This is a genomic window from Shewanella sp. HL-SH8, from assembly GCF_051165765.1.
GTDB lineage: Bacteria > Pseudomonadota > Gammaproteobacteria > Enterobacterales > Shewanellaceae > Shewanella > Shewanella glacialimarina.
In genome coordinates, this window is the sequence record NZ_CP195039.1 from 378,967 (window position 1) to 393,993 (window position 15,027).

The following is a 15,027-nucleotide window of genomic DNA, read 5'->3' on the forward strand; positions in this document are numbered from 1 at the left end:
TAGAGGATTAATCATGAGCACAGGTACTGTTGTCCAAGTAATTGGCGCGGTTGTGGACGTAGAGTTTCCACAAGATTCTGTACCTCGAGTATATGACGCTCTGAAGATCACAGGCGAAAGCCCATGTAATGGTTTGGTGCTGGAAGTTCAGCAACAACTAGGTGGTGGTGTTGTTCGTACCATCGCTATGGGTTCTTCTGATGGTCTGCGTCGTGGTTTAGAGGTAGCAAACTCAGGTTCACCAATTTCTGTTCCGGTAGGGGTTAAGACCCTTGGCCGTATTATGAACGTATTGGGCGAGCCTATCGATGAAGCGGGTCCAATTGGTGAAGAAGAGCGTTATGAAATTCACCGTGCAGCACCTTCATACGAAGATCAGTCAAATTCAACTGAGCTATTAGAGACGGGTATCAAGGTTATCGACCTTGTTTGTCCTTTCGCTAAAGGTGGTAAAGTCGGTCTGTTCGGTGGTGCTGGTGTTGGTAAAACAGTTAACATGATGGAACTGATTAACAACATCGCTAAAGCTCACTCGGGTCTTTCTGTATTCGCTGGTGTTGGTGAGCGTACTCGTGAGGGTAACGACTTCTACTACGAGATGGAAGATTCAGGCGTATTAGACAAAGTAGCCATGGTTTACGGTCAAATGAACGAGCCTCCAGGTAACCGTTTACGCGTAGCGTTAACAGGCCTGAGTATCGCTGAAAAGTTCCGTGACGAAGGTCGTGACGTACTGTTGTTCGTTGACAACATTTACCGTTACACCTTAGCGGGTACTGAAGTATCTGCACTTTTAGGTCGTATGCCTTCTGCAGTAGGTTATCAGCCAACACTGGCTGAAGAGATGGGTGTTCTTCAAGAACGTATCGCTTCAACCAAAACAGGCTCTATTACTTCTGTACAAGCGGTATATGTCCCAGCGGATGACTTAACAGATCCGTCACCAGCAACAACCTTCGCTCACTTAGATGCGACTGTTGTATTGTCTCGTAATATTGCATCGCTAGGTATTTACCCAGCGGTTGACCCATTGGATTCGACTTCACGTCAGTTAGATCCACAGGTTGTAGGTCAAGAGCATTATGATGTTGCAAGCGGTGTACAAACTGTATTACAGCGTTATAAAGAGCTGAAAGACATTATTGCTATTTTGGGTATGGATGAGTTGTCAGATAATGACAAAACCATGGTATTCAGAGCACGTAAGATTGAACGTTTCTTGTCTCAACCTTTCTTCGTAGCAGAAGTGTTTACCGGTTCTCCTGGTAAGTACGTTTCTCTTAAAGACACTATTCGTGGCTTTAAGGGTATCTTGGATGGTGAGTTCGATCACATCCCTGAGCAAGCGTTCTACATGGTTGGCTCAATCGATGAAGCTATCGAAAAAGCGAACAAGAAGAAATAACTAGGCCGTAAAGCTTAGTTCTTTAAGGAGAGCTCAATGGCAGGCATGACAGTCAAACTTGATATTGTTAGTGCAGAGAAAAGCTTATACCACGGCGAAGTTACTTTTTTTGAAGTATCTGGTGCTGAAGGTGAATTAGGTATTATGCCTAATCATGCTCCTTTGCTAACAAAGATCAAACCTGGCATGGCGCGCATAGTCAAGCAAGATGGCAGTGAAGAAGTGTTGTATCTTTCAGGTGGTATCCTGGAAATTCAACCAACATCTATTTCTGTTCTTGCTGATGTTGGATTGCGTGCCGATGATATTGATGAGCAAGCAGCTTTAGAAGCTAAACGTCGTGCAGAAGAGAAAATTGCTAATGCCGGCGTAGACTTCAATTATGAAGCCGCAACAATTGAATTAGCTAAATCGATAGCGCAATTGAAAGTTGTTGAAACCATCAAAAGAAATATCACCAGATAAGTTGATTATTTGCTGGATAAAAGGCGACTCATTTATGAGTCGCCTTTTTTATTACTGCTGTTTTATTGGGATTGTTTATTCATCGTCGATGGCTGTGGTGAGTATTTTCCATTTTAGGCTGTATTCAGCTAAAATAGCGCCAATTATACTTTTTAGTCTTTTAAAGGAATTAATCATGTCGTTAAATGTTGTGATCTTAGCTGCAGGCAAAGGAACGCGTATGCGCTCAGATCTTCCTAAAGTGTTACACCCAATCGCCCATAAAAGCATGGTTCAACATGTTATTGATACGGCAAACGCTTTAGGCTCCAAGGCTATTCAACTTGTATATGGCTATGGCGCAGACAAACTAAAGCAAACATTGGGTGAGCAACCTTTAAATTGGGTGTTACAAGCTGAACAATTAGGTACAGGGCATGCTGTAGCACAAGCCAATTCAAACATTAGTGATGACGATACAGTATTAATTCTTTACGGCGATGTACCCTTGATTCAGCAATCAACCTTAGAAAAATTATTAGCTGCCCGGGCAGATAATGGCTTGGCTATTCTGACTGTTAACCTTGTTAATCCAACTGGATATGGCCGAATTGTTCGTCACAACGATAATGTCGTCGGTATTATTGAGCAAAAAGATGCTAACGCTGAGCAATTAAAAATTACCGAAGTGAATACCGGTATTATGGCTGTACCGGGTAAGCAATTAAAAACCTGGTTAAGTCGTTTATCTAATAGTAATGCCCAAGGTGAATATTACCTGACTGATATTATAGCGATGGCACATGCCGATGGTGTGGCTATTACGACTGCGCAACCGGAATCTGCTATCGAAGTCGAAGGGGCTAATAATCGAGTGCAACTGGCTCAATTAGAGCGTGCTTACCAAGCTCGTGCGGCTGAAAAGTTAATGCTTGAAGGTGCTAACTTGCGTGATCCAGCTCGTATTGATATCCGCGGAGAGGTAACCGTTGGGATGGATGTGATGATTGATGTCAATGTGATCATTCAAGGTAAAGTCACTTTAGGTAATAATGTGACTATCGGCGCCGGGGCTATTCTCATTGATTGTGATATTGCCGATAACGCTGAAATTAAGCCTTACTCAATTATAGAAGGCGCTAAATTAGGTAAATCAGCCAGTGCCGGACCATTTGCTCGTTTACGTACCGGTGCAGAATTAAAAGAAGATGCCCACGTGGGTAACTTTGTTGAAATGAAAAAAACAGTACTCGGTAAAGGGTCTAAAGCAGGGCATTTAAGTTACTTAGGTGATGCACAAATAGGTGCCGGGGTAAATATTGGTGCGGGTACTATTACCTGTAACTACGATGGTGTTAATAAGTTTGTTACCACTATAGAAGATGGTGTATTTGTTGGCAGTGATACTCAACTTATCGCTCCAGTTACCATAGGTAAAAATGCCACCTTAGGTGCAGGCTCTACTATAGCCAAAGATGTTGGCGAGGGTGAATTAGTGATAACCCGTGTGAAACAGCGTCATATTGCTGGATGGCAACGCCCGGTAAAATTGTCGAAGTAATACTCTACATTCACTACTTCTATTGGCGATAAGTGTGATGCACTTATCGCTTTTTTGTAAGTTCCAACAAACAAAGTAAATATTCTGTAAATTTTAGCTAATAATAATCATTCTCATTTAATATGCCTGCATTAAATCGGTATAACATCTAAATAGAGGTATGAATGTTAACTAAATTATCAGCAGTAGCAATAGCCGTTACAACGGGATTGTTGTCATATTCAGTGCACTTTGATGCTCAAGCAGAACAGCAACCAACATCATTAGAAGTCTCACCTGATCAAGCCGCTGCAACACACAATAGCATTGAGCGAATAGAAGTGACTGGCAGACAGTTTAATAACTATAAAGTAGGTACAGCCTCTGGTGCAATGCGCGGTAACATCGACTTAATGGACACGCCTCAATCTGTGGCAATTATTCCTGATTTTGTTACCGACGAGCAATTAGCTAAAAATTTATCAGAAGTATTGGTTAACGACTCAAGTGTGACTGCCGGCAGTGAAAAATGGAACCGCCAAGTCTTTAGTCTTCGAGGTTTTGAGTTAGATTCAGGATCCGGTTACCTCATCAATGGTCATCAACAGTGGTCTCACTATGTGCAGCCAATAGAAACACTCCAGCAAGTTGAAGTGCTAAAAGGGCCGTCAAGTATGTTGTATGGTCAGTCTGGCCCTGGTGGTTTGATTAATATGGTGACCAAAAAACCAACATATGATACCGAGTTTGAACTAGGTTTTGATACCGATGATCAAGGTTCTACACGCTTTCAAGCTGATGCGGGTGGCAGTATCAATGATGCACAAACCTTGCGCTACCGTACTGTGTTAGTTAAGCAGGATTCACAATATTGGCGTAACTATGCCAATACTATGGGCGTAGATGAAACTAACCAAGAGCGTGACCGTTGGTTAGGCTTCATCAACCTTGAATACGACATCACCGATGATTTATTGTTGTCGGTAAAGTATGATCATACCCAAGATAAAACCGGTATAGACCGCGGTGGTTGGTTGAATAGTGCAGGCGAATTGGTGGGTGGCCGTGATTTAATATGGGATATGCCTTGGGCGTTTACCGACAACACCATAACTAATAAAGGCGGTGATTTAACTTATCATATTAACGATAATATGCAGGTTAAAACGGGTTATAACCACCAGCAATTTAATCGTCAGCGTTTAGACTCTTCACCCAATGTGTGCGGTAAAGACAATAATAAGAAAAACGTCTGTTATGAGGATCCATTAACTCAAGGTTACTTTATTAGCCCGTTTGACCGATATGATGATTGGCAGCATGAAACGGCATACATGGACTTTACCAGCCAATTCAACACGGCTGGTGTCGAGCATCAGTTGTTATTAGGCGGCAATTTACTGAAATACTACTATGGTCAGTTAAAAGATTCAGGATCTAAAAATCAGCATGTTATGCCTGGTGTACCTGTAGCTAACCCGGGGTTAGATTATCACCAAGATACCACAAAGTATGAATCTAATTACAAGCATTACGGGTTCTACCTGCAAGATCTTATTAGCTTTAATGATTCATGGCAGGCGTTAGTAGGTACTCGTTATGATGAGCAGAAAAAAGACGGCGAAGGTAATAATAGCTATGCCGTTTTACCTAAGTTTGGCGTAATTTATTCACCAACAAAAAATGGCAGCATATACGTTAACTATTCACAAAGCTTTAGCCCACAGGGCATGGTGAATAATGATGATGACGTCAATAACAAGATGGATCTTGAGCCTGAGTATGGTACTCAATATGAGTTAGGTACAAAGTGGGAGTTGTACGATGGCAGTTTGCTTTTAACGGGGGCAATCTTTGATATCACAGTATCTAATGTCACTGTACAACAAACATTAGTTACGCCAGTAAATGATAAAACTTACATCACCACTCAAGAAGGCGAACAACGTCATAAAGGTGCTGAGATTGGTGCCCAAGGTCAAGTTGCTGACAAGTGGTTTGTTACAGGTTCAATGATGTATTTAAGTGCCGAGTATCTACGTCCAGTATCAGACAGCTTAAATGGTAAAACACCGATAGATGCACCAGAACTATCAGCAAACCTTTGGACTCGTTATGAAATGACCGAAAACTTTGCCCTTAACTTTGGTGCAACCTATGTGGGCGAGCGTTATGCCGACAGTCAAAACACCATTACTAAAGATGATTATATTAAAGTTGATGTGGGCGCGGCTTACACTATGCCTATCATGGGTAGCGATGTAAGTTTACGAATGAACATCAGAAATCTATTTGATAAAGATTACCTTGCAGGTGGGAGTACAACGGATGTTACCGTTGGTCAGGGACGCAATATTAACCTAGCGGTAGAAGCTAAGTTTTAATGCATTTGCCCGTTAATTTTACTCGGCTACAGATACCCTTTCATTATGTGTAGCCTAAGTAAAATATTGACCTTTGTCTAAAAAAGCAGCGATTATCGCTGCTTTTTTATTATTTATCTTTCAACAAGTCTAGATAAAGTTTCATTTACTGCTAAAATATCTTTCGTTTCGTAACTTAAGTGAAAGAAAACCCCATTATGAATAAGCGTAATACCCAACAACGTCGACACAGCATTATCAACCTGCTTAATCAGCAAGGAGAAGTCAGTGTTGAGGAGTTGTCTTTACGTTTTGAAACATCGGAAGTCACCATTCGCAAGGATTTAGCTACTTTAGAAAAAACAGGCTTATTGCTACGCCGTTATGGTGGCGCTATTGCAGTGCCCGACGAAGTCACTCAGCAGTTTAGTGCCAAAATAGCACCCAATAAACTGGCTATAGCTAAAACCGCCGCCGCGCTGATTAAAGATCACAACCGAATTATTATTGATAGTGGTAGCACTACCACAGGTATTGTGCAGCAGCTAAATAACTTGCGTGGTTTAGTGGTAATGACTAACTCATTGCAGCTGGCTAATGCGATTCACGAACTTGAAAACGAACCGACATTATTGATGACCGGTGGTACCTGGGACCCGCATTCAGAGTCTTTCCAAGGCCAGGTAGCCGAACAAGTTTTACGTTCATATAACTTTGACCAATTGTTTATCGGCGCCGACGGTTTAGATTTAGAGCGTGGCACCACCACGTTCAATGAACTAACCGGACTGAGCAAAGTGATGGCCGAAATGTCTCGTGAAGTTATCGTCTTGCTTGAATCATCAAAAATTGGTCGCCGTATTCCTAATTTAGAACTGCCCTGGAGTGAGATAAACGTATTGGTCACCGATGACCATATCTCAGCCGAGGCATTACAAACCATTACAGATCAGGGCATAAAAGTGTTACTTGCGTCCTATATCGAATCAAATTAATTTTAAAATTACTCAATAGGTAAATAATCATGTGTGGAATCGTTGGCGCTGTAGCGCAAAGAGATGTAGCAGAAATTTTAGTTGAAGGTTTACGCCGCTTAGAATATCGCGGTTATGACAGTGCCGGTGTAGCGGTTATCTATAATAGCGAGCTAAACCGCACTCGCCGTTTAGGTAAAGTACAAGAGTTATCATCAGCATTGGCTGAACATCCATTGACTGGTGGTACTGGTATTGCGCACACCCGTTGGGCTACCCATGGTGAACCCAGTGAACGTAATGCCCACCCACATTTATCTGAAGGTGATATCGCTGTTGTACATAACGGTATTATTGAAAACCACAACAAGCTACGTGTAAAACTTAAAGAGCTAGGTTATGTGTTTTCATCAGACACAGACACAGAGGTTATTTGTCATTTAGTGCACCATGAACTTAAAACGGCTAATACGTTATTATCAGCGGTACAAGCAACCGTTAAGCAGCTAGAAGGTGCATACGGCACAGTGGTTATTGACCGTCGCGACAGCGAACGCATGGTTGTGGCTCGTAGTGGTAGCCCGCTTGTAATCGGTTATGGCATAGGTGAAAACTTTGTCGCATCTGACCAACTTGCACTACTACCTGTAACGCGTAATTTTGCTTTCTTAGAAGAAGGTGATGTTGCAGAGGTCACTCGTCGTGAAGTGAATATTTATGATTTAAATGGCGATGCTGTTAAGCGTGAAATCAAAGAGTCAGAAGTGACCCATGATGCTGGTGATAAAGGTGAATACCGCCATTACATGCTAAAAGAAATCTACGAGCAGCCAATGGCTTTAGCCCGCACTATAGAAGGTCGCATTGCCAATAAACAAGTATTAGATAGTGCTTTTGGTGATAACGCGTCAGAGTTCTTAAAAGACATCAAACATGTACAAATTATCGCGTGTGGTACTAGCTACCATGCTGGCATGGCAGCACGTTACTGGTTAGAAGACTGGGCGGGTGTGTCTTGTAATGTTGAAATTGCTTCAGAGTTTCGTTACCGCAAATCGCATTTATTCCCAAATAGCTTATTAGTCACGATTTCACAGTCGGGTGAAACCGCTGATACCTTAGCGGCAATGCGTCTTGCTAAAGAAATGGGCTATAAAGCCACCTTAACCATTTGTAACTCAGGTGGTTCATCGTTAGTACGCGAATCTGACATGGCTTACATGATGAAAGCCGGTGCTGAAATTGGCGTTGCCTCAACCAAAGCATTTACTGTGCAATTAGCCGGTTTATTAATGCTTACTGCTGTGATTGGTCGTTACAACGGTATGTCAGATGAGATGCAAGCTAACATCACCCAAAGCCTGCTATCAATGCCAGCTAAAGTAGAGCAAGCATTAGGGTTGGACGATGCCATTGCTCAGCTTGCAGAAGATTTTGCCGACAAGCACCATGCATTATTTTTAGGTCGTGGCGATCAGTACCCAATCGCAATGGAAGGCGCGTTAAAACTAAAAGAAATATCTTACATTCATGCAGAAGCTTATGCCTCAGGCGAATTAAAACACGGTCCATTAGCACTTATTGATGCTGATATGCCGGTTATCGTAGTTGCGCCAAACAACGAACTGCTTGAAAAGCTTAAATCAAATGTGGAAGAAGTACGTGCCCGTGGCGGGTTAATGTATGTGTTTGCTGACAAAGACGCTGAGTTTGAATCAGACGACACCATGAAGGTGATTCCAGTGCCTCATTGTGATGAGTTTATGGCGCCACTTATCTACACTATCCCACTACAGTTATTGTCATATCACGTTGCATTAATTAAAGGTACTGACGTGGATCAACCACGTAACTTGGCAAAATCGGTTACAGTAGAATAAGTAACATTATTGCTGGTGGTGTGGACGTTAAATAGAGTTCGAAACTAGTCATAAAGATGGCTACTAACTGAAAAGTTAGAAACTAAACAAGTTAGCTACTGTGAAATGTTCGAAACTAATAAAAAGCGACTTACTCATTGAGTGGTCGCTTTTTTTTTAAGATAAAAAGTTATGTTAATGCAATAGTCATGGGTAGTTAAATTCCAGGACGATAGCGTTTGTAACGCAAAACTATTTACCCGGTTTATGTTTATGCGTATCTAAACTTGGATGTTTAGATTTATTATCAGGGGTAACACTACGTCTTTGATCTGTTTTACCTGTTGATTCAGCTTTTGGCTTAGGGCCTGGTTTTATGCTCATGACGCTCACCTCATGTATAAGTTTATATAAGGCCATTATTTTAAGGCGTGTAGTTAGTTGCTTCGCATTTAGGGCAAGGAGGAAGTGTATCGGAGTTATCATCTAAAATGACTTTTTGTCCACATTTTGTGCATGTATAAACACCTTTCCCTGGTTTTTCGCCTGTGCTCGACATAAATATATCTCCTTGATAACTGGATTCAATAATACAAAATGTATTATTGAATCCTATATTGGGTCAAAAAAAGAACAATGCAAGAGTTATTTTTAAGCAGATTATTAATAGAAATCATTCCAATGATTATGCATTAAGGGCATCATCATATTTCGTTTGATATTAAACTTTGTTAAAACGTTTTTGCCCCCAAAATCATTTAGCTCGAGGTTCCTGACCACTCTCTTATGTCAGTTATTGACCAACTTTTCCTAATAGCAGATTATGAGCTTAGTTGAGCATTTGCGGCTATACAGACATGTTCTGCTATATTGTAAGTGCAAGAAATATAAAGATAGTTTGAACAGTATGTTGCTGTTATGGTATCTGCATTTTATGAAAATATTATATAGACAATGTCTGCTAAAAAGACACTGTTTGTAGTGGTCAAGTAAAATTGGCCACGGTTTTAGAGTCATTCCAATATAAACGTTCTGACTCATTTGGCGTTAACCCACCATTATATTGATGGGGTCTAGTTTCACTGTAATATCCAGTGATGTAATTTGTGATCGCTTTGTCTGCTTCTGTAAAACTCCCATAGCCACTAGCGGGTACCCATTCAGATTTCAAACTTCTAAAGAAACGCTCCATTGGTGCGTTATCCCAACAATTCCCGCGACGACTCATACTTTGCTCAATCTGAAGACGCCATAATAACTGCCTAAATTTCAAGCTAGTATAATGCGAGCCCTGATCACTGTGATAAATCACATTCTCAGGTTTACCCCTTAACTCAAACGCCATATTCAAGGCTTTGCACGTCAGTTCACTATCTGGCGATAATGACAAAGCCCATCCCACAGGTTTGCGGGAAAATAAATCTAGAACAACCGCTAAATATGCCCAACGATTACCGACCCAAACATACGTCACGTCGCCACACCACACTTGATCTGGTTGGGTAACAGCAAACTGTCGATTAAGCGTATTAGGGATAGCTACATGTTCTTGTGTTGCTTTCCTATAAGCATGCTTAGGCTGCTGACAACTGACTAACCCAAGCTTTATCATGAGATTACGAGCTCGATAACGACTAAGTTTAATCCCTTTGTTAGTCACTAATTGCGCTATCGTTCGGGCACCGGCAGAGCCATTACTAATACGATGCGCGGTCTTCACTTCACTGCATAAAATTGTAAAATCAGCATCAATATGCTCTTTTCTTTTTAGCCAATATTTATAGCTACTTCGATGCACTTTGAATGCATTACAAATTGTAAGAATAGAGTGGCTCTGCTTGAGTTGGCTGATTAGCGCAAATTGTTCATCGAGTCTGACATCAAGAGAGCGGTAGCCTTTTTTAGGATAAGATTATGCTCCTCAATACGTGCTATGTGTTTCTTCAACTCACGAATTTCAATTTGTTCAGGGGTAATGGGAGAGGCTTTGGGAGTGCCACCCTGGCGTTCTAGTTTTAACTGTCTCACCCATTTGTCCATGGTTGATTTACCCACGTTCATCGCCTTTGCAGCTTCGATGATGCTATGGTTTTTATCTAGGACTAATTGGGCTGCTTCAAGTTTGAATTCAGCACTAAATGTTTTTCTGGTTATCGATCTCATGTGTTCACCTAAAGTCATGTACGAGGTAATAATATCACCTCTATTTAGGTGGCCAAAATAACTATGCCACTACAAAGAACCCTACTGGAGAAGAATACATCAAATTGTTGGCATAAATCATTGCTGTATACACGGAACTCCACTAGTAAATATTCAACCCTACCATTCAATGCAACATAGGCATGAGTATTTTCCTCTGCAAACTCAACAAATAGAAACATTTTCACCTCAGATATTGATATCCAATCCTAAGTGGTTAGACGAGCAAGTGTGTTGGCTGCTCTATCGAGGAGAGCAGCAATCACTCAGTTTTGAGCAATGGACAAACCTGTATAGAGATTTACTTGTTAAAAATGGATTCGCAAAAGGTTGTTTTTGTAATTACCCATTACTGAAAGAGGCAATTGAGAGTGCGTGGTCAGCGGAATGGCTACGTTCAATGAATTTATTTCCAAATGAAACGGAGTCTAATTGGTTACATAAGATTTCCCAAAAGCATCGAAAATCCTTCAGTTATTTAGAGCATTTAGTCGCACTTTATGCCATTCAAAAAGATATCAAGCTCTCTGAGGTTATGGATAGGGGAAGGTCTTTAGTTAAATCAAATATCAAAAAAGTTAAATTAACGACTTTCTCAAAAACAAAAATGCGAGAAAACCAAAAAATATGGCTAAATCAAGTTAAACAATTCGGGGCCAAAGTTGCCAGGAAAAATGGCTATGAAAGTACATATATGTGGTTATACCGCCACAATAGAGATTGGTTACTTAACACTAATAACAAATACAAGCGTCCTATTCCCGTAGTAAACAATAGAGTTGATTGGAAGAGAAGGGATATGGAAATTGTTAGAGCCCTTATTCGTATAATCGATAAACATTTTGATGATATTTCGGGACCTCGATTGTCGATGAAATGGCTTGTTTCTCAATTAGATACTGGAACGTCAGTGGAGAAGTATCTATATAAACTGCCCTTGGCTTCAATCTATCTTGCCCGTTACTCTGAAAGTATTACTGATTATCAAATAAGAAGGATTACTCAAGTCATGATTATGACTAGACCAAATATACTTCCTAGATGGCAGATACTTAGATTGTCGGGATTAAGTGACGAGCGGATGACTCAAATGACATGTGAATTTTTGGATAGTCTACTAGCAAATTTATGGGCTTTAAGAGGACTGTAACTAAAATGAACGAACAACAAAAATTAGAAGAATTACTAGGCCATTATTTTTCAGAACAAGATATAGCGTATATTTTCTCTTTACTACTGCCTTGGGCAGGAGACTACGAAGGCATTTCTAATTGGTTAGAAAAACCAATTCCAGCATTTGGTGATATTACAGCGATTGATGTTTGTGAAAGAGGGTTGTCCGAGCACTTTATTGTATATTTAGCTGGGATTAATAGCGGTGGTTTTGCTTAATTAATGAGCTTAAATGTCAGTTTCCAACATCACTAGTATCATACTATGTTAACGGCTTTTTAGTTTCTAACATTATTAATTCTCAGGATCGTACTTTATTATAAAGATCATACATTTAGTTTGGGCTTTAGTTGCGTACTTTATTTAACTTCCACAGTGGTTGATATTGCATATTATGCCTATTAACCAGATACATAAAAGCAACTAACTCTGAGAGTAGTTGCTTTTTTTTATTTTTTGCCGATGTTCTGATTGTTTTACCGCCTAAGTAAGTAGTAGCGCTTCGCCTACATATTCATTTAAAAGAAAAATAGCCAACTAGCAGGATTTCATCCTATTAGTTGGCTAAAAGGGAGGCTCAATAGCAACACACGATGAACTCATAATTAAATATCGCCAAATATAGCAATATTGCTTCAGTTAATAGAATACCGTTAAACGGCTGGACTAAAATAAGTGTCATGACTATAATTGAGCGGTCGTTCAAAACGTTACCTTGCTTTTCTAGAGATAAACTAATGAGTAAACCTGCTAAATTTAATCGCGAAGATATTATTGAAAAAGCGGCCAATTTATATTGGGAAAAAGGCTTTCATGCTACTTCTATGCGTAATCTACAAGAAGTTGTTGATATGCGCCCAGGCAGTATTTACGCTAGTTTTGGCAGTAAAGAGGGATTGTTTAAAGCGGCATTACAGCATTATGTCAAAAGTGGCGTTGCTCAACTTCATATGTGTATTGCTGATACCCATTCTCCATTAGCGGCGTTAAAGCTGTTTGTTGAACGTGCAGTATTAAGCCAAGGTAATGCGCCAAGTGGCATGTGTATGTTGGTTAAAACAGTCGCAGAGCTAACGGAAGATAATGCTGACTTATTAGCAGAAGCAAAAGAGTCTTTGGTAATGGTTGAAGCTGAGTTTGCAAGTTTATTGGCTCAAGCACAACAAAATGGTGAGCTAGATACAGCACAAACGCCACAAGCGTTAGCACGTTTTTTACAGGTACAAATTATTGGTATTCGCACATATGCCCACGCAAATCGTGACGACAATACCATTGGTGATTTTATCGAGGCGATATTCAGTAACCCACCGTTAGCCATTAAAAAATAAGGTATTCACGGTATTTACTGTGCTCTAATACCAACACAAAAACTAATCAATGTAATCCTTATTTCTTTAATATTAAAAAGCCAAAACCAATAAGGATTTTGGCTTTTAAAGTCGTTAGTTTTAATTTATGCTTTTTGTTCGGCCAGTAGTTCGCTAAGCACTTGCTTATAGGACTCAACAGGATGAGCGCCATTTAATGCACTAGTACGATTAAATACCACTGTTGGCACAGAGTTTATGCCTGCAGATAACCATTGGTTTTTGTCTGCTGTGATATGCGCTCTAACTTCTGCATTATCTAATAGCGGTATTGCTTCTTTTGGATTCAAACCCACAGCGATCAGTTCATTGGCAAGAACAACTCTGTCGGATATATCCTTATGCTCGCTAAAAAAGGCGTTAAATAAACGCATTTTAAGCTCGGTTTGTTTGCCAAAACCTTTGGCATAATTTAACAAGATGTGGGCATCAAATGTGTTGACCATCTTCATGTCATCAGCATAGTTGAACTTAAATCCAAATTCCGCCCCACGGGCTGCAATGTTGATTCGAGCACGATCACTGTCTGCTCGACTAGAGCCATATTTGCGGGCAACATGCGCGCGCAATTCTTCACCTTCTGCAGGCATATCAGGGTTAAGTTCGAATGGTTGCCATTCAATATCAACTTTGTCTTCAATACCAAGCTCGTTGATGGCTTGTTTTAATCCTTCGTATCCAACAATACACCACGGACAAACAACATCGGAGATGATGTCGATTTTAATTTTATCTACCATGTTTCACCTGCTTTAATGCGACGTTATATCATTCCAATAAATGAAAAAGAGAGCAAGTCAATGACTTGCTCTCTTCTGTTCACTTAAATTCATCCTATTTTGAGTTCAGAATAAGTTTGATCGTTTAAGTTACTTATTGTTTTGCCAAGCGAATTTTTTAAAAGGCGCATCAACAGGAGTATGAGCAAGATGATTAACATAATTGCTGATCACTTTTTGCGATAAACCTAATATGATTTCAAGTAATTGACGTTGACCATAACCTGCCGCAAAGAATGCTTCCATTTCAGCATCTGACAATATTCCGCGGTTACGTACTACAAGTAATGTGGTGTCGTGAAGTGCTTGTAATTTGGCATTTGGCATGGCTTCACGGTTTCTTAATGCATTAGACAATGCGGAATCGACTTCCATCATTTCTGCTATACCCGTGTGGGCAGGGACACAGTACGTACAGCCATGCTCAACATTTATTGTCTGCCATACTACGGTTAATTCATCAGCATTAAATGAAGATTCGGTAAATAGCGTGTGTAATGTTTGATAGGCTTCAAAAATACCAGGAGACTCGGCTAACACACCATGAAGATTAGGGATCATACCGTAGGCTTTTTTAGATTGTTCTAATAAGGCTTTGCTTTCTGCAGGAACGGTTTCTAAATTATGGATAGTAAATTTGCTCATATGACACTCCAAAAAGGTCGTTTATCTAATAAGTGATAGGTTAATCACTTCATTGTTTGCTTAGTATGGATATAATATAAACATCTTTTGAACGATCGTTCAAGTTTTATTTGAGCAATCGTTCAAATACTTTTGTCACTCATTCAAAATCAATAGATTTAATAAACCTTTTTTGGGATGCTGGTGTAACTCAAAGTGCAATAATGTATTGATGTTTAAGATTTTTTTACAAGGGTTTATATTCTAAGCTACCCATGAGTTGCTAATGGGTAT

Annotated in this window: 14 protein-coding genes; 9 read left to right on the forward strand and 5 right to left on the reverse strand. The window is 40.1% G+C overall.

Translation table 11 applies throughout. The annotated features are described in order from the left end of the window. Nucleotides 1-13 precede the first annotated feature (13 nt). The 6 genes from atpD (at nucleotide 14) to glmS (ending at nucleotide 8,606) form a co-directional block, all read left to right on the forward strand. Nucleotides 14-1,405 (forward strand): F0F1 ATP synthase subunit beta, encoded by a 1,392-nt coding sequence (atpD, locus tag ACRWQN_RS01650; RefSeq protein WP_434927688.1) that lies wholly within the window; start codon nucleotides 14-16, stop codon nucleotides 1,403-1,405. 36 nt (nucleotides 1,406-1,441) lie between these two features. After that, complete coding sequence (locus tag ACRWQN_RS01655) at nucleotides 1,442-1,870, forward strand: F0F1 ATP synthase subunit epsilon (protein ID WP_226412216.1); 429 nt, start codon at nucleotides 1,442-1,444, stop codon at nucleotides 1,868-1,870. A 175-nt stretch (nucleotides 1,871-2,045) separates the two neighbouring features. Next, a complete protein-coding gene (gene glmU / locus ACRWQN_RS01660) occupies nucleotides 2,046-3,410 on the forward strand; it encodes a bifunctional UDP-N-acetylglucosamine diphosphorylase/glucosamine-1-phosphate N-acetyltransferase GlmU (protein WP_434927689.1) in 1,365 nt (454 codons plus the stop codon). Nucleotides 3,411-3,574: 164 nt separating this feature from the next. Beyond that, on the forward strand, nucleotides 3,575-5,773 hold the full coding sequence (locus ACRWQN_RS01665) for a TonB-dependent siderophore receptor (protein WP_434939565.1): 2,199 nt from the start codon (nucleotides 3,575-3,577) through the stop codon (nucleotides 5,771-5,773). Between the two features lie 197 nt (nucleotides 5,774-5,970). After that, on the forward strand, nucleotides 5,971-6,747 hold the full coding sequence (locus ACRWQN_RS01670) for a DeoR/GlpR family DNA-binding transcription regulator (RefSeq protein ID WP_434939566.1): 777 nt from the start codon (nucleotides 5,971-5,973) through the stop codon (nucleotides 6,745-6,747). A 29-nt stretch (nucleotides 6,748-6,776) separates the two neighbouring features. Beyond that, nucleotides 6,777-8,606: a glutamine--fructose-6-phosphate transaminase (isomerizing) gene (gene glmS / locus ACRWQN_RS01675; RefSeq protein WP_434939567.1), complete on the forward strand. Its 1,830-nt coding sequence runs from the start codon at nucleotides 6,777-6,779 to the stop codon at nucleotides 8,604-8,606. Between the two features lie 231 nt (nucleotides 8,607-8,837). Here glmS and ACRWQN_RS01680 read toward each other — a convergent pair whose 3' ends face one another. From ACRWQN_RS01680 to ACRWQN_RS01690, 3 genes are all read right to left on the reverse strand, one after another. Next, the gene (locus ACRWQN_RS01680) at nucleotides 8,838-8,969 is read right to left on the reverse strand and encodes a hypothetical protein (protein ID WP_434939568.1); all 132 of its coding nucleotides are present in this window, start codon (nucleotides 8,967-8,969) and stop codon (nucleotides 8,838-8,840) included. Between the two features lie 40 nt (nucleotides 8,970-9,009). Continuing rightward, nucleotides 9,010-9,144 (reverse strand): zinc ribbon-containing protein, encoded by a 135-nt coding sequence (locus ACRWQN_RS01685; protein ID WP_102037445.1) that lies wholly within the window; start codon nucleotides 9,142-9,144, stop codon nucleotides 9,010-9,012. Between the two features lie 426 nt (nucleotides 9,145-9,570). Continuing rightward, nucleotides 9,571-10,748 (reverse strand): IS3 family transposase gene (locus tag ACRWQN_RS01690; RefSeq protein WP_434937665.1). Its coding sequence is split into 2 segments (ribosomal slippage): nucleotides 9,571-10,490 and nucleotides 10,490-10,748, totalling 1,179 coding nucleotides; the frame shifts between segments, so codons are not numbered across the junction. Between the two features lie 169 nt (nucleotides 10,749-10,917). Between ACRWQN_RS01690 and ACRWQN_RS01695 the strand changes: the two genes are divergently transcribed. The 3 genes from ACRWQN_RS01695 (at nucleotide 10,918) to ACRWQN_RS01705 (ending at nucleotide 13,291) form a co-directional block, all read left to right on the forward strand. Further along, nucleotides 10,918-11,937, forward strand: a complete 1,020-nt coding sequence (locus ACRWQN_RS01695) for a TnsD family Tn7-like transposition protein (RefSeq protein ID WP_434939570.1) — start codon at nucleotides 10,918-10,920, stop codon at nucleotides 11,935-11,937. 5 nt (nucleotides 11,938-11,942) lie between these two features. Continuing rightward, nucleotides 11,943-12,179 carry a hypothetical protein gene (locus ACRWQN_RS01700; RefSeq protein WP_434939572.1) on the forward strand — a complete coding sequence of 79 codons (237 nt, stop codon included), beginning with the start codon at nucleotides 11,943-11,945 and terminating at the stop codon, nucleotides 12,177-12,179. 518 nt (nucleotides 12,180-12,697) lie between these two features. Beyond that, nucleotides 12,698-13,291, forward strand: coding sequence for a TetR/AcrR family transcriptional regulator (locus tag ACRWQN_RS01705; protein ID WP_434939573.1), 594 nt, complete (start codon nucleotides 12,698-12,700; stop codon nucleotides 13,289-13,291). A 125-nt stretch (nucleotides 13,292-13,416) separates the two neighbouring features. On the opposite strand, the gene ACRWQN_RS01710 is transcribed toward ACRWQN_RS01705, so the two are convergent. Both ACRWQN_RS01710 and ACRWQN_RS01715 read right to left on the reverse strand, forming a co-directional pair. After that, the gene (locus tag ACRWQN_RS01710; RefSeq protein WP_434939574.1) at nucleotides 13,417-14,070 is read right to left on the reverse strand and encodes a DsbA family oxidoreductase; all 654 of its coding nucleotides are present in this window, start codon (nucleotides 14,068-14,070) and stop codon (nucleotides 13,417-13,419) included. A gap of 129 nt (nucleotides 14,071-14,199) precedes the next feature. After that, nucleotides 14,200-14,754, reverse strand: a complete 555-nt coding sequence (locus ACRWQN_RS01715; protein ID WP_434939575.1) for a carboxymuconolactone decarboxylase family protein — start codon at nucleotides 14,752-14,754, stop codon at nucleotides 14,200-14,202. Nucleotides 14,755-15,027: the final 273 nt, after the last annotated feature.

Bases quoted from the DNA above. Each gene is read 5' to 3' on its own strand.
- atpD (WP_434927688.1), top strand. From the start codon at position 14: ATGAGCACAGGTACTGTTGTCCAAGTAATTGGCGCGGTTGTGGACGTA.
- ACRWQN_RS01655 (WP_226412216.1), top strand. From the start codon at position 1,442: ATGGCAGGCATGACAGTCAAACTTGATATTGTTAGTGCAGAGAAAAGC.
- glmU (WP_434927689.1), top strand. From the start codon at position 2,046: ATGTCGTTAAATGTTGTGATCTTAGCTGCAGGCAAAGGAACGCGTATG.
- ACRWQN_RS01665 (WP_434939565.1), top strand. From the start codon at position 3,575: ATGTTAACTAAATTATCAGCAGTAGCAATAGCCGTTACAACGGGATTG.
- ACRWQN_RS01670 (WP_434939566.1), top strand. From the start codon at position 5,971: ATGAATAAGCGTAATACCCAACAACGTCGACACAGCATTATCAACCTG.
- glmS (WP_434939567.1), top strand. From the start codon at position 6,777: ATGTGTGGAATCGTTGGCGCTGTAGCGCAAAGAGATGTAGCAGAAATT.
- ACRWQN_RS01680 (WP_434939568.1), bottom strand. From the start codon at position 8,969: ATGAGCATAAAACCAGGCCCTAAGCCAAAAGCTGAATCAACAGGTAAA.
- ACRWQN_RS01685 (WP_102037445.1), bottom strand. From the start codon at position 9,144: ATGTCGAGCACAGGCGAAAAACCAGGGAAAGGTGTTTATACATGCACA.
- ACRWQN_RS01695 (WP_434939570.1), top strand. From the start codon at position 10,918: ATGCAACATAGGCATGAGTATTTTCCTCTGCAAACTCAACAAATAGAA.
- ACRWQN_RS01700 (WP_434939572.1), top strand. From the start codon at position 11,943: ATGAACGAACAACAAAAATTAGAAGAATTACTAGGCCATTATTTTTCA.
- ACRWQN_RS01705 (WP_434939573.1), top strand. From the start codon at position 12,698: ATGAGTAAACCTGCTAAATTTAATCGCGAAGATATTATTGAAAAAGCG.
- ACRWQN_RS01710 (WP_434939574.1), bottom strand. From the start codon at position 14,070: ATGGTAGATAAAATTAAAATCGACATCATCTCCGATGTTGTTTGTCCG.
- ACRWQN_RS01715 (WP_434939575.1), bottom strand. From the start codon at position 14,754: ATGAGCAAATTTACTATCCATAATTTAGAAACCGTTCCTGCAGAAAGC.